Annotated in this window: 19 protein-coding genes, 1 tRNA gene and 1 pseudogene; 15 read left to right on the forward strand and 6 right to left on the reverse strand. The window is 43.4% G+C overall.

Translation table 11 applies throughout. From position 1 onward, the window contains the following. Positions 1–2 precede the first annotated feature (2 nt). Positions 3–1,539: pseudogene (istA, locus tag MHM87_RS05700) on the reverse strand (IS21 family transposase). Between the two features lie 200 nt (positions 1,540–1,739). Here istA and MHM87_RS05705 point away from each other — a divergent pair. From MHM87_RS05705 to MHM87_RS05725, 5 genes are all read left to right on the forward strand, one after another. After that, on the forward strand, positions 1,740–3,083 hold the full coding sequence (locus MHM87_RS05705) for an ATP-dependent RecD-like DNA helicase (RefSeq protein WP_239258033.1): 1,344 nt from the start codon (positions 1,740–1,742) through the stop codon (positions 3,081–3,083). A gap of 538 nt (positions 3,084–3,621) precedes the next feature. After that, on the forward strand, positions 3,622–4,407 hold the full coding sequence (locus MHM87_RS05710; RefSeq protein WP_239258034.1) for an HNH endonuclease: 786 nt from the start codon (positions 3,622–3,624) through the stop codon (positions 4,405–4,407). Between the two features lie 502 nt (positions 4,408–4,909). Continuing rightward, positions 4,910–5,188, forward strand: coding sequence for a hypothetical protein (locus tag MHM87_RS05715; RefSeq protein ID WP_239258035.1), 279 nt, complete (start codon positions 4,910–4,912; stop codon positions 5,186–5,188). A 45-nt stretch (positions 5,189–5,233) separates the two neighbouring features. After that, on the forward strand, positions 5,234–6,988 hold the full coding sequence (locus MHM87_RS05720) for a hypothetical protein (RefSeq protein WP_239258036.1): 1,755 nt from the start codon (positions 5,234–5,236) through the stop codon (positions 6,986–6,988). Positions 6,989–7,058: 70 nt separating this feature from the next. Beyond that, positions 7,059–7,760 carry a hypothetical protein gene (locus MHM87_RS05725; protein WP_239258037.1) on the forward strand — a complete coding sequence of 234 codons (702 nt, stop codon included), beginning with the start codon at positions 7,059–7,061 and terminating at the stop codon, positions 7,758–7,760. A 220-nt stretch (positions 7,761–7,980) separates the two neighbouring features. On the opposite strand, the gene MHM87_RS05730 is transcribed toward MHM87_RS05725, so the two are convergent. Both MHM87_RS05730 and MHM87_RS05735 read right to left on the reverse strand, forming a co-directional pair. Continuing rightward, positions 7,981–8,057, reverse strand: a tRNA-Arg gene (locus MHM87_RS05730). Positions 8,058–8,740: 683 nt separating this feature from the next. Further along, on the reverse strand, positions 8,741–9,922 hold the full coding sequence (locus MHM87_RS05735; RefSeq protein ID WP_239258038.1) for a flagellar assembly protein T N-terminal domain-containing protein: 1,182 nt from the start codon (positions 9,920–9,922) through the stop codon (positions 8,741–8,743). 300 nt (positions 9,923–10,222) lie between these two features. Here MHM87_RS05735 and MHM87_RS05740 point away from each other — a divergent pair, with 300 nt between their 5' ends. Next, entirely contained in the window at positions 10,223–10,708 is a 486-nt protein-coding gene (locus MHM87_RS05740; RefSeq protein WP_014948587.1) for an LPP20 family lipoprotein, read from the forward strand. A 145-nt stretch (positions 10,709–10,853) separates the two neighbouring features. Here the strand turns inward: MHM87_RS05740 and flgN are convergent, their stop codons facing one another. From flgN to flgA, 3 genes are all read right to left on the reverse strand, one after another. Next, positions 10,854–11,285 (reverse strand): flagellar export chaperone FlgN, encoded by a 432-nt coding sequence (gene flgN, locus MHM87_RS05745; protein WP_039234146.1) that lies wholly within the window; start codon positions 11,283–11,285, stop codon positions 10,854–10,856. A gap of 39 nt (positions 11,286–11,324) precedes the next feature. Then, a complete protein-coding gene (gene flgM / locus MHM87_RS05750) occupies positions 11,325–11,654 on the reverse strand; it encodes a flagellar biosynthesis anti-sigma factor FlgM (RefSeq protein ID WP_014948589.1) in 330 nt (109 codons plus the stop codon). Between the two features lie 102 nt (positions 11,655–11,756). Beyond that, on the reverse strand, positions 11,757–12,473 hold the full coding sequence (gene flgA, locus MHM87_RS05755) for a flagellar basal body P-ring formation chaperone FlgA (protein ID WP_014948590.1): 717 nt from the start codon (positions 12,471–12,473) through the stop codon (positions 11,757–11,759). 277 nt (positions 12,474–12,750) lie between these two features. On the opposite strand from flgA, the gene MHM87_RS05760 reads away from it, so the two are divergent. From MHM87_RS05760 to flgH, 9 genes are all read left to right on the forward strand, one after another. Then, entirely contained in the window at positions 12,751–13,680 is a 930-nt protein-coding gene (locus MHM87_RS05760) for a chemotaxis protein CheV (protein ID WP_014948591.1), read from the forward strand. A 15-nt stretch (positions 13,681–13,695) separates the two neighbouring features. Continuing rightward, positions 13,696–14,526 (forward strand): protein-glutamate O-methyltransferase CheR, encoded by an 831-nt coding sequence (locus MHM87_RS05765; protein WP_014975874.1) that lies wholly within the window; start codon positions 13,696–13,698, stop codon positions 14,524–14,526. 201 nt (positions 14,527–14,727) lie between these two features. Further along, the gene (flgB, locus tag MHM87_RS05770; protein ID WP_014948594.1) at positions 14,728–15,162 is read left to right on the forward strand and encodes a flagellar basal body rod protein FlgB; all 435 of its coding nucleotides are present in this window, start codon (positions 14,728–14,730) and stop codon (positions 15,160–15,162) included. A gap of 2 nt (positions 15,163–15,164) precedes the next feature. Continuing rightward, positions 15,165–15,587 (forward strand): flagellar basal body rod protein FlgC, encoded by a 423-nt coding sequence (flgC, locus tag MHM87_RS05775; protein WP_012517627.1) that lies wholly within the window; start codon positions 15,165–15,167, stop codon positions 15,585–15,587. 31 nt (positions 15,588–15,618) lie between these two features. Further along, entirely contained in the window at positions 15,619–16,305 is a 687-nt protein-coding gene (flgD, locus tag MHM87_RS05780) for a flagellar hook assembly protein FlgD (RefSeq protein WP_012517628.1), read from the forward strand. Positions 16,306–16,319: 14 nt separating this feature from the next. Further along, entirely contained in the window at positions 16,320–17,705 is a 1,386-nt protein-coding gene (gene flgE / locus MHM87_RS05785) for a flagellar hook protein FlgE (protein WP_014948596.1), read from the forward strand. 224 nt (positions 17,706–17,929) lie between these two features. Continuing rightward, positions 17,930–18,673 (forward strand): flagellar basal body rod protein FlgF, encoded by a 744-nt coding sequence (locus MHM87_RS05790; RefSeq protein WP_014948597.1) that lies wholly within the window; start codon positions 17,930–17,932, stop codon positions 18,671–18,673. Positions 18,674–18,719: 46 nt separating this feature from the next. Then, positions 18,720–19,508, forward strand: coding sequence for a flagellar basal-body rod protein FlgG (gene flgG, locus MHM87_RS05795; protein WP_014948598.1), 789 nt, complete (start codon positions 18,720–18,722; stop codon positions 19,506–19,508). An 11-nt stretch (positions 19,509–19,519) separates the two neighbouring features. After that, positions 19,520–20,200 carry a flagellar basal body L-ring protein FlgH gene (gene flgH / locus MHM87_RS05800; protein WP_014948599.1) on the forward strand — a complete coding sequence of 227 codons (681 nt, stop codon included), beginning with the start codon at positions 19,520–19,522 and terminating at the stop codon, positions 20,198–20,200. Positions 20,201–20,218: the final 18 nt, after the last annotated feature.

Genomic DNA, 20,218 nt, shown 5'->3' on the forward strand with positions numbered 1-20,218 from the left:
TCCTATTGATAGTAATGTTGGCCGCGGATATTGTTGTGGGTAACAGGCTGCTCATCCTGCTCAACAGCGGTGCTCGGTATGCTTTCTTGATGATGTTTGAGTAAGTTCATTACAACGCTTCTGTGCGGACGTTCTAGCAGCAACGCCTTTTGGCAAGCCGCTTCGAGTCGCGCAGCACCATGCTGTTTAGTAAGATTTAAAATGGCCAGGCAGCTCTTAATCGCTTGCTCTGGGTGTTTACGACTATGGATGTGCCACTGCACTACACCGCGCGTACCCACACCGATATTCTCAGCCCAATGCAGTAAGCGCTCTGCACTGAAGCGCTGTTTTACATGGCTGTTAGGCATATGCTCTTTCTGGGTTGAGAAGCCGCCTTCTTTTGCTGATTTAGCGTGCTGTGTTACCAGTTGATTGTGATGATAGATGCTGACCACACTGCCACTTGCCTCTATGGTCACCGTGTTGCCCACTAAAGTGTGTGGTACAGAGTAAGCATGCTTTTGGTACAACACATGGTAATCCGGCCCTACCTTCGCCCATTTACTGTCGATGTACTCATACATGGTGCCAGGTAATGGCATTAAGGCTGGCTTATCGAGCAGTTCAAACTGTTCACGACGAGAGCCTGGGTATAAGCGTTGTGGCCGATTATTTAACTCTGCCATTAACACTTTAATCCGCGCATTTAGACCCGCTAGGGTGTAGAAGCTCTCACGTCGCAATCGCATTAATATCCAACGCTCAACAATCAGCACCGCATTTTCTGCTTTGGCTTTATCCTTCGGTTTATATGGGCGTGCAGGCACAATGGCACAGCCATAATGCCGCGCCATTTTGGCATAGTTTTCATTTAGCGTAGGCGCGTAGCGGTGGGCTTTGGTAACGGCCGATTTCAGGTTATCCGGCACAAGTAAACGGGGTACACCGCCAAGGTGGCGGAACGTTCTTACGTGCGCCATTATCCAGTCTTCTTCACGTTGTGAGCGACCAGCTTCAACATAGGTGTAGTTGGTTGCGCCTAAGGTCGCAACGAAGATTTGTGCGTGATAACGAACTTCGCCCGTATCAGGATTGATGATAGGTACCGTTGGTCCGCAATAGTCAATAAACAACTTATCGCCTGCGATGTGATGTTGTCGCATACTGCGTTTCTGCTTTTTAAGCCACCGCTGATAGTGCTCGCAGAACTGCGTGTAGCCGTAGGCTGACGCACTATCCTCGGCGCAATATTCTTCCCACAGCAAGAGCTTAGTCATGCCTTTGCGCTTCAACTCTTGCTGCATTAGCATAAAGTCAGGCAGGTTTCTGGCGCTGAACGGGACCCGTGCTATACAACTGCGCTTCGAGCGTTTTATCGTTTAGCGCTTCCGGCAACGGCCACGATAAGTCACTGGATTTAAAGCGCGAGAGTATTTCACTCACGGTTGAAGGACCAAGACTTAAGCATTGGCCGATGTCTCGATGGCTTAATCCTACTTCGAATTTGAGACGCAGGACGTCTTTAATCTTTCTCATATCGGTTCTCTTTCTCGCCATGGCAGCTCATTCCTTCAATAAAGTGATGAAGTGGAGCTTACCAATTGATTTAATGAGAAAAAGAAGAAGATTTCGGGATTCCGATCAGTGATTTCGGAAAAACGTCATTTTTGATCGGATAAAACCGAAATAGGCGATCGGATTAGACCGAAATCAGTGATCGGATTGAACCGAAATGGGTGATCGGAATGGGCCGGAACATGCAGATGCATCGAAATGAATTTATCGAGCAAGCCAAGCATTATCAGATAGATGGACTGTTGGCGTTATCAATCGCTGTGGAAACAAAGGCCATCATTTTCGACAGCGGTTATATTACAAATCCGGCTTTCTATGAAATGGAAACTACGATTCGGCAGTTTCTGACGAAAATCAGTTCGAACAGGTCAATAAAATTTCATGACTATGAAATTGCTCAAAACCTGGATATGTTCAAAACGATAAACCGAATCGCCTTGACCCAGGAGCAAGAACTATCCATTCATTCCACCCTTAACAACAATGTTAGTTGTATTACAGGAGGCGCAGGTGTAGGCAAGACTGAAGTAATAAGTGCAATAAATTGGATTTATAAGAGCCTCACTGGATTCAACGTCATAGGGGCTGCATTGAGTGGTATCGCTGTAGATAGAATCATCGAAGCAACAGGAGGGGCTGAAGCTTACACTTTAGCTAAATTGCGTTACGGTGTTTCAAATGGCGATATTCAAGTACGTCCTCATACTCTGCTTATTATTGATGAATCGAGCATGCTTGGTGTACAAGAATTGTATTATATATCAAAGCTTGGGTTGGATAATCTTAAACTAGTTTTTGTAGGCGATCCCAATCAACTGTCAGCCGTAGGATACGGGAAGTTTTTTGAACAAGCCATTTCATACTTTCCTACTGCCAAATTGACTAAGGTTTTCAGGGCTGAATCCGAAGAAATAACTAACGCCGCGAATGCGGTATTGGCAGGTTGTAAACCTGCTCCAAACAAGTATGTCGAGATAATAAAACCAACCGTAGACGATATTGCAAAGTATGCATTGATTAATGAAGCAATGGTTTTATGCCCGACTAATGTAACTGCGTCAAAAATAAATCGCCGTATACAAAGGCTGCGAGTAAAAAGTGCATTCAGTATTTTCACTGTCTTGGGTAATAAAATTTACTCGAATGATCGGCTACTGTTTACTAAAAATAACGCCAAACTGGGCATTTTAAATGGTCACTTCGGCATTTTCGTAAAACATGATGCTGAAGGTATTCATTTGAACATGGAGAGAATTGGCTCTATCACACTGTCATATGATGAGTTCGTAAACTCAGGACCTCAACTGGGATATGCGGTAACTGGGCATAAAAGCCAAGGAGCAGGCTTTGATACAGTTGTTGTTGTATGCGAAAACTCATCAGTATGCACAAAACGCTGGCTATACACAGCGTTCACTCGAGCCAAAAAGAAGGTTGCCTTTGCAGAGCTTGGTGATTTTCAGTTCGCTTTAAATAAACCAGACATGCCTAGAATGACTCAACGTCTAGTACCACTTGTCGAGTGACAAATAGAAATATACGTCTTATTCATAGTAGATAAGATGGATTAGAATGAACGATTACTTATTTTCTATGCCCGCCAGTGCGTATTATTAGGCGGTTCAGGGCGTGAAGCGGTCAGTGGTTCATTACGTTTTTAATATCATCAATGCGCGAAAATAGGGCGTTCACTCCCTTAATAATCGAGGCAGGGCTTTCCTGAACCCTACAAGAAATTGGTCCATCCAATTCTATTTTTCCACAGTCGCCCATCAACCAACACCTTGTAGCAGTCAATAGGATCAGTTTTGTATAACTCAAATTTGTGAGTTTCTGGTTTCCCGGTGTCATAATCGGTAATCACGACAATTCTTCTCAAATCAGGAATTTTTTGCACTGGGTCAGAGTCATCAATTCCTTGCCGAGTTTGATGGTTTTAGTTACGGTTTGATTTATTGAAATTTTTTGAAGCCTTATTAGCATGCCGATACATTTTGCCACCACTACCTTACAAGGTAGGCTACCCTGTAAGATCTGTATAATAAGCTGTTAATGGAATCGAGAATGAGTCAAATTCTTCAGAAATGTCATGTTTTTAATTTTAGTGAGTCATATTCCTACGCTGACAAAGTTAGGAAGGCAATTTTTGAAGATGATTTTCTGGCTGATCCTATTGAAGTAGCAAGTGATCTTGATAATCAAATATTAAAGCCTCAAAAATGGTCGCTGTTACATGACTATATTGACTATGTTGTTCGCGATGATTTGAACTTCTATTTTCGCGGTGGCGGCTGGGATTACGAAGATGTTAATCCAGTATTTTTTATGCTTGATGCTCACAGTGTTGAATATCTAACCCTAGAACAATATATCGAAGAGCATTTTCGTGATGATGAAACAGGTGAAACAATAGTAGTAACCGAAGAGCACACGGAAGAATATAAGTACGAATATGCTTTGGATTATCTAGAAGACATCGTGTTAGATAATCTACCTTCTATGATTGTCCCTGAGGTTTTTACACTGCTATTTTCTGATCGTGAAGCAATGAAGGCTTTCAATCTAAAGATAGCCGATATTCTTGGATCTAGATCACCTAGGTGCACTTATTGGCCAAAATGGCTGGAGCGGGCGCTATTTTGCAGAGAGAAAGGCCTGTGTGCATTATGTAAGGCCGATTTGACGTCACTACATCATGTGAATGGAAAGCTTGCGATTGATCATATAGTCCCTATCGCCCTCAATGGTGTAAATGATCCAACCAATCTACAAATACTTTGCGAAGCCTGTAATGGCAAGAAGAGCGGTAAAGATGTGGTTACTTCAAATGCGTTGCCGGTATTTTGGTAGCCAATCATTTAATATTCGCAATCACGCGGACCTATTTTCCGCTACGTTCCAAATTGCCCGGTGTTGCGGGCGTTAGTACCAAAATATGAATATAGATCTATGTAAACCATTAGACCTTCCCGAGGAATTCGTTAGTCGTCTTATGGCTATCGAAAGCGCATGCATGGAGCATGAATTCTCGGAATCGTTAGTTGAACGAAGTGACGTGTCCTCTCTAACTAGGGACCTTGATCGGTATTGTAGAGACAATCGAATCATTGGTGTTCATTACACGAGAGCAGTACCCGACAGTATCCGCTCAAAAGGACTTTTGATTCGAGACGGCGAAGAAATAAGAGAGGCCTTTATAAATGAACACGGGCACCTGTTTTCTGAAAAAGAAATCCTGACAATAAAAAAACGATGGGGTGACTATTTTGACTACGGCCAAAGCTCCGTTAGGAATCGACGTATTTTCTTCAACTTTACGGAGATAGAGCTTGGGGGGAGTGGGACGGAGTACTTGCTCGGATTGTACGGTGGCGAACAGGTAAGCATGTGTTTTGAATTAGACGAGCCTATTGGATTAAAGCTTGGTGAAATTGGTGCTCCGCTAGTCGTTCGGTGCTCACTTGACCCCAATCAAGTAGAAACGTTTATCGAAAACCCATGGGGAAAAATACTGATCTCCTCATTTCACGCACTAACTAATCCAGACGCATATAGGATTGACCAAGATGGATATCAGTCAGTGCCTGTAAATCCAGAAGATATTGTCGAAGTTCGGGTACTAACAAATTAAAGCACACTGACGCATGAGCGTTATGCGCAAGGGAAATGACGATTCATGAATCAAGATTGGATTCTTCAAAAGAAAGAAACACGACGGACTTTTTCAAAGTCAACTTGGGTGCCTTTGAGGGCATCTATTAACGATGAAAAAGGAGACTGTAAAAATACAGGGCATGTTGGCGAGTACTTTGGTTGTGGTTCTGTAGCATTTCCTCCAGAGCACAGACAAAAAGCAGAGAAAGCTAGCTGGAGTGATATTGGTATTGGGTGTACTCCCCAACCCTACGCCTACGAAGATGGTTATTATTCCACAATTGAGCAGTACCAATGGAATGACAAAGAACCAATCGGAATTCATCTTGTATTTGAACACCCTCAACCTGTAGTTGGCGGAACTTTATGGGTACTAAATCCTGACTTGGTTGTAGCACTCCGGCTTATAAAAGAGGGGAATAACTGGGTAAGGCCAGAAGAAAACTTTATTGTAGTAGCTCGTGAGGTTCTCGATGACAAAGGAAAGCATCGGCTAATCGAAATAAAGAGAGAGTTTCTTCTGGACTATTTAGCAGCTAGAAATTTGTCTCTAAAGCTATCGTACTATCGGCAAAGAGTGGAAAACGTACCATCACTTGAAAATAGCGAATACGTTGGCCTTGAGGACCACCAAGAAGAGAGGGATGACGGCCGATATGAACTGCTTATTCGCAATTTGAATGATGTATTTGGTGGTAGCTGGTCAATGTTTCGTGCGTGGCGTACAGATGTAGATGAAGAGGAAGATGCCCCCGTAATGGGGCCTGAAACAAACGAAAATACTGATTATGAACAGTCTGAAGGAAACAAGTACGGTTATGATGGTGTGCAGGTGGAAGGAGAGTTTTGGCGAGATGAATGGATCGAGCACCAAGGCATAAGCAAGCGCGTTAGAGGGGATGCCGATACAAATCTACCTCAATTCATAGTCGAAACAGATAGCACTCGCATCGCTTCATCTGAACTAAACAATGAAGACGTTGGAAGATGGCTGTGGTTTCGTTCAAGTATTGTAAATGAATTATTGGGGCTTCGTGGATTTTCACTTGAATGGTATACAGCCGAAACAGGTTCTATTCACTCAACGTCCGGTTATCGAATTCACTTTGGGGTCAACTTAGCAGATTTCATTACAGTATATGCTTATGACATCGCTCGTCTCCCTTCATGGGAACAACACTTATGGGCCGCACATAATGCAGTCCCAGAGGGTAAAGTTTCCAGTGAGTTATTAGATTCTCAAGTGAAAGCTCAACCGGCATCCACACATGCAGTAGAGGAGTTGCTTTTCGAAGTAATTAGCATGCTAGAGAATGGATTTAAGCAAGAGTTTAATGTTTCTCTTTTCTCACATGATATAAACCGAATAGAAGCCTTAAAGAAAATATCCAGATTCGAAAGTAAAGATCAGGCGTCATTGTTAAGGCTAGCAAAAGAAATTGTACGCGTCTTCTCTGACCGGCTTAATGTCAAAGCGTTGCGGGCGTTATCAGCGCATGCAAATAAGGACACTCTTGGCTCAAACAAACTACTGCAAGACATCCTGTCCCAGAAAGTTGGAGCCGATATTGCTCGTAAAGTCTTCGGGCCAATTGTAGGTGCTTATGATATGCGACTAGGTGATGCACACCCGACGAGTTCAAAGATAGGAGAAGCCTTAGAGCTTGCCGGAATTGACACCGAAAATTCATTTTTAAGGCAAGGACAACAATTGATTTCCAATGTTGGACAGTCAATTTGGTGTATTGGTAAGATGATGTTTGACCCAAAAATCTAACAAACGAGATTAAATACGCTCGCGAGCTCGCGCCTTTTATGTGTGCGTTAATTACCAATTGGAAGAAAATTTGGAAAAATTCAGCCTTCGTAAAAGATTCAGAATGCTTACTCTTTGGAATAAGTTAGGCGCTATAGGCTCTGTGGCTTCTATTATCGGGTTTCTTCTTTATTTTTTACCATCCACAGAATCTAAAGTTGATATTAATAATTCATTTAATGGAATTGTTAATAACGGAGTACTCGTGCTTCCGGTAACAAGTGAAAGTAAAGAAATCCCTGAAGAAAATTATTCTCCGGAACAGATCATCAAATCCGTTAAGTTGGACTCAATAGACCAAAGTTTATCTTCAGAGGACAGGATTCTAGCCAGAAGTGTTAATGGATTTTACTATTCTGACACCTCGGCCAATACAGTTCTTTTTTCAGGAATTACCCCTTTGAGAGTTGAGAGAGTTGCTGCAACTTTTGATAGTGACTATAGATTAATAGGGGATGCATCATCTCTGGATAAAGTTAAGGAAACTGTTCAAATAAAAATCAAACTTGTATCAATGATTGATAACTATGGCAATGTTTATGAAATTCGGTCTAGAGATAATGGATATATTGGTTACGCTGAGTCTTTAAATCTAGTGTCACAAAAAGCAGTAAAGGTTGTTAATACCGAGAGCGGATACATGTTTGACAACGCTCAAGATGTTCAGATAATTTTGAAATACGATCAAGAAGACGTCGAAATAGTTGGTAAAGTTAATGGATTAGGCACGTAACAATCTAATAAGCCGCTCGAACGTTCGCAGGGACAGTGGCACGTAGATTTTGTCGCTTCGCTGCAATTTTAGCCCATGTTTTTCAATCCTAAGCAGAGCGTGATATGTCCGCTCATTGTCTTTTGCTGCCTATCGGGTCAAGTCGAAATTTCGAGCAAAATTGTCAGATTAGATATGAGCTACTATGAATAAGAATAATCCATCTTATCTATTCGAGAAATGGCCGGAACGGTGGAGTTCGAATCCACAACCTTCCCCTTAGGAGGGGGATGCTCTATCCAATTGAGCTACGTCCCGGTAATAGAAAATACATACCAACAAATAATCAGCAGCATTATTTAAGAGTGTTTCTTAGCAATAATAGCTATTGCGTATTTATACCTACTGTCCTATCTATGTTTGACAGTGATTTAAATACGCACAGTCCCATGCCCCAATTAAGAACCAACATCTAAGCCTTAGGAGGGCCTTGTTTTATCCATTAAACTATGGGGACCTAATGCGTAGGGAGTTTTATTATACGTAGTTCGGGAAAATACGAAACCCTTTGTCAACAAGGTGCAGCGCTATGAGAAGAACGTCCCTGTCATTGACGTGAAAGTAATGATCCCATGGCCTGGTTTTCTAATGCATATAAAAAGCCCTCGTTGATACGAGGGCTTTGGCTATGGTCAGCGTATTTTTAAATATCAAAGTGTACCGCTAGTCTCGTAAATCTAAAGAGCAGTGTATGGGGATTGTTCAATTTGTTAATTTTTTATGCCGCTGTTGGACAAAACAGCATGTTTTGTTGAACAAATTCCCTATGATAATTTGGATTCTTACAAAAACGAATTGAAGCAAAAGTTTATAGATACGCTTTATTCAATGCTTGAAGTAATTGATATTCGATACCTTTCCAAAAGCAATTAATTCACTTAGATGACGAAAGTACTATATAAACTAGGAACTCTAAACTGGTTGAGGCAGATCGAAAAAGACTATTTTTTTACTACAAAATCGTGTTCTTGAATATTTGCGATAACACCTGTACCTTCGTTTACTACCAGAGACGAATTACCGTAGGCATTACTAACCACGAACTTGCCAGGATATAGCGAGTATTGTAAGTATTTACGGCCACGGTTATCGACAATCTCTTTAGCTTGATAAAGGTATAGTTCATCCTTTTCAGAAATGCCATTGTCTCTGCCTAAAGATACAGAAATTTTATCGCCGGCAACATTAATCACTCTACCTGTCATTGGCTGGCATGCAGTGGCTTCTTTTATGTCTTCAATCGCTTCTGCTATTGTCGCGTTGACAGTTTGCCCATAAAGCGACTGCCAAAACTTCGTCGAAAATTCATCTACATCTTCGAATCTGTCGAATGTCCATTCTCCTTGATTCTGATAAGACTTAGTCAACAACAGGCCTCCATTAATGCCGTCATAGACCTGAATGGTCATAGCAAAGGAGCGTCGAGAAGTACCCTCACGCCACGGTGTAAAAACCGAAGCCTCTTCCCGTGTCACGCTTAAATCATCTATCATGCCCACCAGCACAAATTGAGTATTACTTTGCGCTGAAAGCGTGCGTACATTTTGGTCAGTATATCGACTGTCAAATTTTGCAGTATGTGGCGCGATATAGATAATATCTAGGTTTTCAGTTTTGTTTCGCATGGCCTGCGCTAACTGCTGGGTGAATGAAGCATCGAAATTGGGAATATTCCCCTGTGTTAGTTGCGCTCTGTTACGTACCCTGAAATGTGTGGTAGCGAAATGTTTTTGGTCATTTTGTGCGGCACACACTTTTCCTCTTGGAAAAATGTCAGCGCGAATACTTACCGTAATCACATCGCCGCTATAAACTTCATCAACTAGTTCCAGTTGTTCAACTTCGCCGGTAGAGCGAATGGTCATCTCTTCATTTTTAAGAAGACCATTTGTAAGCTTGGCGACACTATGAACTGATGCGCCTGCAAAAAGCATGGCTTGCTTAAGTGCCTCTTGGGTAGCCGCATGTCTGGCAGTTTCCTTATCGCCATTTCGCACCACAGCCTGTCCTGTAGCCTCGTACCACACGGCATTTGCTTGCCCAACGAAAAATGCAAACAGGCAAGTTGCCGCCACGACAGCATTTAAAATAGTTACCAGCGTTGTTTTGCTAATATGTCGCACCGCACACCTCTGGAGGTTTTTGTCTAACTGCGCTATGCAAAGCGCCCGGATTATAAGGCGAAGTATGCGAAAAGAGTGCCAATTGATATGGTTTCGTCGCCATTAAATCAATCGGGCGCAAATCTTGCACATATCTTGCAACGCGTATCTTGCTAAAGGTTTGTAAAAAGCGTCAGTTTAAATACGTCAAAATCTGCTACCGCGAGTATGGCGGTATCTCGTAGTTACAAGGCTGCCACCGACGAGAGCGGCGTAACTACACATTTGATTTTATTAATAATGCAATTTGGAAATGAAACTATGTGCTTGAAAAAAATACATAAATCAAAATCGCTACTGCTGTCTTGCTTTCTTGGTTTAGCAATAAGCACTGGTGGATGCGGCATTATTGATAAACACGTTGAGTGGGAAACAATAGAACCAGAAAGCTATCCCGTGCTCAAGGCGGTAGGCTATGCGCCGATTTCTTCTCAGCATGGCGAAAGCGACAGCATGAAGCTTATAATGGCGATGAAAGCGTCAAAATTAGATGCATACCGAGAGCTCACTGAACAAGTCTATGGTCAAAAAATTGAAGGCAATCAGTCTCTGTCTCACTTGGTTATAGATAGCGAAACATTGCGAGCATCTGTAGAGGGGGTCATTAGAGGCGCTGAAGTCGTAAAAGCCTATCCGGTAGGTGAAGATACATACGTCACCGAACTCGCTTTAGATATGCAGCAGGTTTACGATATATATCTGTCGACCGCAAAACCGCGCCGAGTAAAGGATGTTAAGTATTATTAAACGTTAGCGAAAGGGGAGTTTGCGCAAGTGGCTGTATCGTGAAGTCTTAAAACATGCGCAAATTCACAGAGGTATAATTTACTTTTACCGGTTAAGGCTTAATGGTTAAAGCTCGCTGAGTGGGGTTTACTGAAATCGCAAAAAATTAGGCGCTCACTCCCGACCCTAAAGTCCCGCCTTTCGGCTTTCCTTTTTTGTCATAGGTGAGCGATTCTTTGGCACGAACTTCCATCATCAAGTTACGTAAGTGTGTGAGGCGTAGCTGTCCTTGCTCTACGGCTTTTTGATTGACTTGTGTGCGGTATTTGCAATCGTCCAGAAGTTTCTTTGCATTAGCCATTAATGCTTCATCTTCTTCTGACATTGAGCCTTGATCGCTAATTGTGCGCTCAATGCTTCCATCGAGAGCCTGAATAGACGTTAACAGTGCTGTCTTTTCGTCTAATAAGTTCATTAAAGATTCTGCGTCTCGCGAACTGATAAGTTGCAATTCTTTTTCAAGCAATACGGCAAGTGAAGACAGTTGCTCCACTTGCTTTATTAGTGCTTGTGTCAATTGGCTTGCTTGTTCAGTCACGTTAGCTCTCTTCTTATTAGTTACGAGTTTTGTCGCTCACTATTTAGCGCCAAAAATCTCACCTTCTAGTTTTGCAATCTTGTTGGCAAGCACTTCAGGATTAACTTTATACTCGCCACTTTGAATCGCTCGCTTAAGGCGATCGACTTTATCTTGGTTCACAGGCGCTTCCGAACCTTTCTTCTGAACTTGGTTGAGCTGCTGAGCAGATTGCGTCAACGATACAGAATCCTGACGCGGAACTGATGCGGTTTGCGCAGCCTGTGTTGATGCCTGCTGTGGAGATTGCTGCGTTTGGTTTTGCTGCGCAACCTTTCCATTATCAACGGGTGTTTTCGGTAACCCATTGTTTATATTGTTAATTGCCATAATTAGTCCTCACTACTTTTTCGCCTCTGTAAAGTGTATCGGCCTTTTGGCTAATTTCTTTAGCTAAATTGTGAACAAAAAAGTAGATATTCGCTGCCTCGTTTATAAGTGTATCACGACTTCTTCAGGGCTTGCGACTCTTGCTATCACCGCCTTTTGGCTACTGGCATTAATTACCTTAATATTGTCACCAACAACACCGTCTTGCTGAGCGATTCCGGCTGTTTTCACTTCCATACCTGCTACCTCAGCAGTTATGGTAATTCTGTCGCCTTTGCACACAAAGCATAGCATATTTGACTGTATAGCTTGTCCGTCAGTCACTCGGCGTTTTATTCTAGCCCCAATAAGTGCTTCTAGCTCAGTAAATGCGGTATGGCGCAATCGTCTTACATCAACTTTTGCCAGAGAGAGATTCGATGATGTTAGTACGGTTCCTGGACTTATTGCGCCTTGAGTGACAACAATTTCTTTGGTACGCGTTACTTGCCCGCTGGTAAAAAGGTACCATTCATTATTTCTGCAGCTCACTCTAACTGATATATACGATTGGCTCAGCGCTTCTTGCGACGCATTGTATTCGAACCCAGTTGGGCAGTCAGGAATATTTATCCTATCGTCTATCTTCACAATAGACACATCAATGCTAGTATCCTGCGTATTATCAGCAAGTTGAGTTATTAGGTATTGTTTTGCGCCTTCTTCAACCTGTTTGTGATTGGTTTGTGTCGCCAAGCAGTTCATAGAAAGCACACTGAAAACGGTCAATGACAGTAATCGTGTGAATGTAAGGCGCGTTTTGGCGTTCATATTTTTCATCATGACTTTTCGTGTTCAGTTTACAAGTTATTGACTATGCTTAATACGGCCGGTTTGCTTAGTGCAAATAAATAACAGCCAAAGTAAATCCATAAGGTTTACAAGCACGAGCGTCAACGCAGGATCATTGACTAAGTTAAGGTATAAACCCTACTAAAGACTGAAAAATGCTATTTAGTGTCATTTTTCTGTCGTTTGACCTGCAAAAATTTAGTGATATTGTCTATCTTTATCATAAGAGGCAATGATCATGCCCAGTATTACTTAGAGGTGACCTATGTCGGGGATTTTAGATTCAGTAAACCAGCGCACGCAGCTTGTTGGGCAGAATCGCTTAGAGTTGCTGCTGTTTAGACTGAACGGCCGCCAACGCTTTGGAATTAACGTTTTTAAAGTGCGGGAAGTGCTTCAGTGTCCTCCGCTAACAGCAATGCCGAAATTAAACCCGTTGGTTCGTGGTGTGGCGCACATCCGTGGTCAAACCATATCGGTCATTGATTTAAGTATGGCAACACGCGGCCGTAAAATTGAAGATCTCTCTAATGCCTTTATTGTTATTGCGGAATATAACCGTTCAGTTCAGGGCTTTTTGGTGGGTGCCGTAGAGCGTATTATCAACACCAATTGGGATGCGATCATGCCGCCACCCCAAGGTACTGGCAGAGCAAGCTATTTAACGGCGGTGACTGAAGTTGAAAATGAACTTATTGAAATTCTAGACGTTGAGAAAATTTTAAATGAAATTTCTCCGTTGAATGCCGAAGTAAGTTCAGAGGTGGCAGAAGGTCTGACAACCGAAGGCCAAGAAAACAAAATTATCTTTATTGCAGATGACTCTGCGGTAGCGAGAAACCAAGTTAAAAAGGCCCTAACTTCACTAGGCTTAGAAATTGAGCTAGCTAAAAACGGTCTTGAAGCATTAAACAGGCTTAAAGAAATTGCGGAAGAGTACGGCGATGTAACGAACCGTGTAGGCGTGCTGGTCTCAGATATCGAGATGCCAGAAATGGACGGCTATACACTAACCGCCGAAATTAAGAATACGCCTGAACTTCAAAAGCTTCATGTTGTATTGCATACGTCGCTCAGTGGTGTCTTCAACCAAGCTATGGTGCAAAAAGTAGGGGCTGATGACTTTATCGCGAAATTCCATCCCGATGAACTTGCTACCGCGGTACAAAAGTGGCTAATGACTGAGTGCGAATAACGGAGCAAGATAGGATTGGCTAATAAAGACGTTTCGCCAGCAAGTTACCTCAAGTTTAGAGAGTTTTTGGAAAAGCAATGCGGCATAGTATTAGGTGATAATAAACAATACCTGGTGCGCAGCCGTTTAGCTTCATTACTCTATAAGCATAAGTATGAGTCTGCTGACGAACTGATTGACGTGGTTGTGAAAGGGTTCGACAGAACCTTACTACAGAACGTTATTGACGCAATGACCACAAACGAAACGTTGTGGTTTCGAGACAACTATCCCTTCGATTTACTTGTAAAAGAGTTACTACCAACACTATCGGCAAAAAATCAGAAGCTTCGCATATGGAGCGCCGCTTGTTCGTCTGGACAAGAGCCTTATTCTATTGCGATGTCTGTACTTGAATATCAGCGCCAAAGGCCAGGTGCATTAAGAGCGGGTGTTGAGATTGTTGCTACAGATTTATCGTCAGAAATGCTGCAAAAGTGTGAGTTAGGTATTTATGACGAACTGTCCCTTGCAAGGGGATTGTCCCCGCAAAGGAGACAGGCCTTTTTCCAGCAAAATGATAGCGGGCTTATGCAGGTAAAACCCGACGTTCGTCGGATGGTAAGCTTTAGAAGTCTAAATTTACTTTCGAGCTATGCAGCACTTGGCCGCTTTGATATCGTTTTTTGCCGTAATGTTTTAATTTATTTCTCGGCCGAAGTAAAACAACGCATCCTGCAACAAATTGCCGGACAGCTGCAGCCTCAGGGTGTGCTTTTCCTTGGCGCCTCTGAATCAATCAGCGCTGCAAGTGATACCTACAGTATGGTTAAGTGCCACCCTGGCCTTTACTATCAAAAAAAATGATCTAACTTATCGGCCTGATAACTAATACTTTTTTTACGATCAGGTCGACACTTTTGACTTACACCCTCCGTCAAAATCTCATTATGGCATTTGCCTTGCTAACTATTTCTACAAACGACAGTAAAACGGCAAGATTCGATATTTAATTGTCCGCTTACATTGTCACCAGGAACAAATTTTTAGTATGTCAGAGGTCATGTTATGGCTATTAACCTAGATAAGCTGGTTGGCTTTCATGAGTCAGCACTCACTATACGCACAGAGCGTATGGAAGTGATTTCTGGAAATCTAGCGAACGCAAACACGCCTGGTTATAAAGCGCGGGACATTGATTTTAATAAAGCAATGCAGTCGGCTATGCGAGAAGCATCTGGTGGTACAGCCAATCACGCTTCTTCAGGAATGGTGCGGACAAATGATCGCCACTTAAGCGGCAATTCTACGTCAGTAGCGGCAAACTTTGACATGCAATACCGCATCCCAACACAACCAGACACTGGCGACGGTAACACGGTTGAAGTTCAAGCGGAAAGAAATCGGTTTTTAGACAATGGATTGCGCTACCAAGCCAGCCTAGAATTTTTGAACGGAAAAATTAAAGGCATGAAAAAAGCGCTTAGCTCAGGAGGTCAGTAGTCATGAGTTTATTTAATGTAATGCAAATTTCGAGTACGGGTATGGAGGCGGAGAATGTACGTCTTAATACTACGGCAAGTAATATTGCCAACGCTAACTCGGTTAGCAGCAGCTATGACGAAACATACCGAGCTCGCCATCCTGTTTTCGCTACGGCGTTGCAAGATGCAATGCGCGACCAGTCGAAAGGTGCAGGTGTTCAAGTAAAGGGGATTGTAGAAAGTGATGCTCCTTTGCAAGTGGAGTATTCACCTAACAACCCGATGGCAGATGAAAACGGCTACATCTATAAACCCAACGTGAACATTGTGGAAGAGATGGCGAATATGATGTCAGCGTCCAAAGCGTATGAAACTAACGTGCAGGTTGCGGACACCACAAAGCGTATTTTCCGTCGCGTACTGCAGCTAGGTCAAGGGCAGTAACTTGCCGCTTGAATAATGTGAGGATTACTCAGTGAATACCATAAACAATACTGGCTTAAATACTGATCTGTATTGGCAAGAGGAAACCGTCAAAATAGCTGACGGCACCGAGCAGCAGTTAACCCAGGAAGATTTCTTCTCAATGTTAACTGAGCAGTTAGCCAATCAGGATCCCACTGCACCCGTTGATAACGATCAAATGGTAGCGCAGATGACATCATTTACGATGGCCGACGGTATTTCCCAGCTTAACGAAAAGTTTGAGTCGTTTGCAGCTTCAATGACATCGAATCAAGCGTTACAAGCCTCTAGTCTTATCGGGCAAAACGTGCTGGTTCAAGGTAACGTGGGTTATATGGCCAATGAAGGCGATGGCATTTCGGGTGTCATCGTGAATGAAAAAACAGTTCAGAATATGACGATCACTATTGAGAACCAGTTTGGTGAAGTCATAAAAACCATTGATGCAGGCACACAAAGCGCTGGCAACATTGAGTTTGAATGGGATGGCAAAGATAAGCATGGCAACCAGATGGCACCGGGTGAATATGTTATCAGTGCCACTGGCGAGTTGAATGGAGAAGGTGTTCAGCTGAATACCGCCGTTAATCGCCATGTTGGAAGTGTAAGCTTGGCTGGTAGTGGTCAAGGAGTAATTTTGAATTTGGATGGTGATGTCAGTATCAATCTTGATGACGTCATTCAAATCGGCAGTTAGTAGGAGAATCAATAATGTCTTTTAATATTGCACTGAGTGGCGTATCAGCCGCACAAAAAGATTTGGATGTAACCGCCAACAACATCGCAAACGTAAATACAGTTGGCTTTAAAGAATCTCGCGCTGAATTTGGCGATGTTTATGCGGCATCACTGCTTTCAGGTGGTAAAACTAAAGTAGGTGACGGTGTACTCACTCAAGAAGTTGCTCAGCAATTTTCTCAAGGTAGCCTTCAGTTTACCAATACCTCGCTTGATTTGGCGATCACGGGTAATGGTTTCTTTGCGACAGTACCTGAAATTACGTCTCGCGACTTCTCGTTCACACGTGCGGGTCAGTTCAAGTTAGATAGCGACAATTTCGTGGTTAACAGTAACGGCGATAACTTATTGGGTTTCCCCGTTAACTCTGATGGTACAAGTGCCTCGGTAGCACTTAGTACTACAGAGCCAGTGCGTATTCCAGACTCTTCGGGTTCTCCCGCACAAACCACAGAAGTTGACATTCGAATGAACTTGCCTGCTGGTGATGCAGCCCTAGATCCACAAGATTTTGACCCTGAAGATCCGCTTACCTACAACGCAGCAACATCGGTAACCGTTTACGATTCGTTAGGTGATAGTCACGTAATGACCTATTACTTCATAAAGGATGCGACACCGGGTGTTGATAATGAGTGGTATGTTGCTACTGCAATCGATGACACGCTAGTTGATATGACAGATTCAGCGGGTAATGACACAGACCCAGCAACAGCAGTAAATAGTGTCGGTGGTAACACTGGTAACGCCGTAACAGCATCTAAACTTATCTTCTCTCAAGGTGGTGATTTTGCTGGCATGGAAACGCCTGATGGCCTACCTACACTTGACTTCAAAATGCAAACAGAAGCGTTAGGCGCAGGTATTCTTGCTAATGGCTCAGATCCTACGCAGCAAATAAGCATTGATTTTAACCTCGATGTTAATAACGCGACGCCTAATGAGCCGACTCAGTTCGCCTCTGCGTTTGAAGTTACTTCACTAGAACAAGACGGTTTACCTGTAGGTCGATTAACAGGTATCGACATTGGTCCGGATGGCTTGGTTCGTGCAACGTTCTCTAATGGTACGTCTGAACCTATTGTTCGTGTCGCTTTGGTTCGCTTTTCTAATGAACAAGGCCTAACTCAAGAGAGCAGTACTCAGTGGAAGGAAAGTATTCTTTCAGGTGAGGCACTAGCGGGTGAAGCAACAACCGGTACTTTCGGCGAAATTAACTCTTCGGCGCTAGAACAAGCTAACGTTAACCTTACCACTGAGCTCATCGACATGATTATCGCTCAGCGTAACTTCCAGGCAAACTCGCGTGCGCTTGAAGTGAACAACTCGCTAAACCAGACTATCCTTAACATTCGATAGTTTGCAGTAAGCTACATTAGCAGATTGCTAAGCGGCAAAATTTAGGCGCGGAAAACTGTACCTATTTGAGTCGATTTAGAAAGGTCGCAACAATGCGACCTTTTTATTTTTCTATATATATCAATTCAATACCGCCCTTATTTGTCAATTGCACTAAATATCCACAGATTGGCACTGCCTTTGCAAAATCTTGTTTAAGGTTTAATCAGAGTCAAAAGTCAGTCATGGACAAACTTCTCTATATTTCAGCAAGTGGCGCCTCCCAAGACCTACTGGGAACAGGGATTAGGGCCAATAACTTGGCTAATGCACAGACAACGGGATTCAGAGCGCAGTTAGAGCAGGCAAGGTCAATGCCGGCCTACGGCGAAGGTTTGCCGACTCGCGTGTTTTCCATGACAGAGAGCCCGTCGAATAATTACGAGTCGGGTCCGATGATTAAAACAGACCGCGATTTAGACGTAGCCATTCAAGGTGATGGTTGGTTCGCTGTACAAGATCAAAATGGTCAAGAAGCTTACTCGCGTGATGGAAATTTCAAGTTAGGCGATGACGGAATTTTGACAGATATCCACGATCGCGTCGTGCTTGGTGACAATGGGCCAATATTCCTTCCTGTTCCTTTAGATAACCTCAATATCGCCGCCGATGGCACGTTGTCGATGAGACAGTTAGGTGCCCCTGCCAATGTTATTGAAGAAGTGGGGCGACTTAAATTAGTTAGTCCAAACTATGCAGACATGGAACGTGGCAATGACGGCTTATTTAGAATGGAAGATGGCTCAATAGCGCCAGCCAATGCCAACGTAAAAGTAATGTCGGGCATGCTTGAAGGTTCCAACGTTAATGCTGTTGACGAAATGGTGGACATGATAAGTCTGCAGCGTCACTACGAGCTTCAAGTCAAAATGATGAAGCAAGCAGAAGAGCTTGATACTCGCGGTAATCAGCTACTACGCATCCTGTAAAAGAATTTTTATCACCGTTGCCCTATGAGCAACGTCGGAGGTTAACATGCATCCAGCACTATGGATAAGTAAAACCGGACTAGACGCCGCACAGACTGATGTGGCCGTGGTGTCTAACAACCTAGCAAACGCATCAACAGTGGGCTTTAAAAAAGACCGCGCGGTGTTTGAAGATTTGCTTTATCAGAATATCAATCAGCCAGGCGGTCGTTCGTCAGCCGACACAGAGCTACCTTCTGGGCTTATGCTTGGTTCAGGCTCGAAGGTCGTAGCTACTCAAAAAGCACATACGCAAGGTAACCTGTTAACCACTGAAAACGCGCTTGATATGTCAATTCAAGGTCGTGGTTACTTTGAAATATTGCAGCCCGACGGCACCATAGCATATTCGAGAAATGGTCAGTTTTCACTGAACGACCAAGGCCAAATTGTTACATCCGGCGCGGGTTTTTTGCTTCAGCCTGAAGTGGCTATTCCCGAAGATGCGCAACAAATCACAATTTCTCAAGATGGTGAAATTAGCGTGAGCATACGGGGCCAAGCTGAACCGCAGGTACTCGGTCAGCTTAATATTTCTGACTTTGTTAACCCAACCGGATTACAACCAACCGGACAAAACCTTTATGTAGAGACAGCGTCAAGCGGTGCGCCTATTCAGGGGATCCCTGGTCTGCAAGGATTGGGTTACATCTCACAAGGCACGTTGGAAACCTCTAACGTAAACGTGACCGAAGAGTTAGTAAACCTTATCGAAAGCCAGCGCTTGTATGAGATGAACTCAAAGGTTATCTCATCGGTCGACCAAATGCTTGGTCAGGTTATTCAGCAACTTTAGTAGGTAGCATCATGCGTATTTTAGGTTTATCTGCTGCACTTCTGATACTTGGCGGTTGCGCCAGTACAAACGAGCCTCCCGTTCAGGCAAACGACCCGTCGTTTGCACCGGTAGTGCCAGATTACCCGCGTGAAACGGTAGTAGAGGATGGCTCGCTTTTTCGTTCGCAGCTTGCTAACAACTTATATTCTGACGTTACTGCAAGAAGAGTCGGTGACATCATCACTGTAACGTTAAGCGAGAATACCCAAGCGAGCAAATCAGCCGACACTAGCACAGCGAAAGATTCAAACGTCAATCTTAACCCTATAACCGGGCTAGCTGGGCAAGCGATAAATATTGGCGGAGAGTCCGTACAATTGGGAATAAGTTCATCCCGAGATTTCTCCGGTGATGCCACAGCTAACCAAAGCAACAGCTTAAACGGCGCTATCTCCGTTACTGTGGTCGACGTACTTCCTAACAGCAACCTTGTTATTCGTGGCGAAAAGTGGCTAACCCTGAATCAGGGCGATGAATATATCCGTCTTACCGGCATCATTCGTCCGGCAGACATTAGTCCCGAGAATGAAATCGTGTCCACTAAGGTTGCAAATGCGCGTATCCAATATTCGGGTACGGGAAGTTTTGCGCGAGCACAAGAAAAGGGTTGGTTAACCAAGTTCTTTGATTCTGCTTGGTGGCCTCTTTAGGTTTTAGGATAGGAGAGT

The organism is Alteromonas sp. Cnat3-28 (assembly GCF_022348265.1).
GTDB classification, from domain to species: domain Bacteria; phylum Pseudomonadota; class Gammaproteobacteria; order Enterobacterales; family Alteromonadaceae; genus Alteromonas; species Alteromonas macleodii.

Excerpts from the sequence above, each read along its gene's own strand:
- MHM87_RS05705 (WP_239258033.1), top strand. The coding sequence starts at position 1,740 with ATGCAGATGCATCGAAATGAATTTATCGAGCAAGCCAAGCATTATCAG.
- MHM87_RS05710 (WP_239258034.1), top strand. The coding sequence starts at position 3,622 with ATGAGTCAAATTCTTCAGAAATGTCATGTTTTTAATTTTAGTGAGTCA.
- MHM87_RS05720 (WP_239258036.1), top strand. The coding sequence starts at position 5,234 with ATGAATCAAGATTGGATTCTTCAAAAGAAAGAAACACGACGGACTTTT.
- MHM87_RS05740 (WP_014948587.1), top strand. The coding sequence starts at position 10,223 with ATGTGCTTGAAAAAAATACATAAATCAAAATCGCTACTGCTGTCTTGC.
- flgM (WP_014948589.1), bottom strand. The coding sequence starts at position 11,654 with ATGGCAATTAACAATATAAACAATGGGTTACCGAAAACACCCGTTGAT.
- flgA (WP_014948590.1), bottom strand. The coding sequence starts at position 12,473 with ATGAAAAATATGAACGCCAAAACGCGCCTTACATTCACACGATTACTG.
- MHM87_RS05760 (WP_014948591.1), top strand. The coding sequence starts at position 12,751 with ATGTCGGGGATTTTAGATTCAGTAAACCAGCGCACGCAGCTTGTTGGG.
- flgB (WP_014948594.1), top strand. The coding sequence starts at position 14,728 with ATGGCTATTAACCTAGATAAGCTGGTTGGCTTTCATGAGTCAGCACTC.
- flgC (WP_012517627.1), top strand. The coding sequence starts at position 15,165 with ATGAGTTTATTTAATGTAATGCAAATTTCGAGTACGGGTATGGAGGCG.
- flgE (WP_014948596.1), top strand. The coding sequence starts at position 16,320 with ATGTCTTTTAATATTGCACTGAGTGGCGTATCAGCCGCACAAAAAGAT.
- MHM87_RS05790 (WP_014948597.1), top strand. The coding sequence starts at position 17,930 with ATGGACAAACTTCTCTATATTTCAGCAAGTGGCGCCTCCCAAGACCTA.
- flgG (WP_014948598.1), top strand. The coding sequence starts at position 18,720 with ATGCATCCAGCACTATGGATAAGTAAAACCGGACTAGACGCCGCACAG.
- flgH (WP_014948599.1), top strand. The coding sequence starts at position 19,520 with ATGCGTATTTTAGGTTTATCTGCTGCACTTCTGATACTTGGCGGTTGC.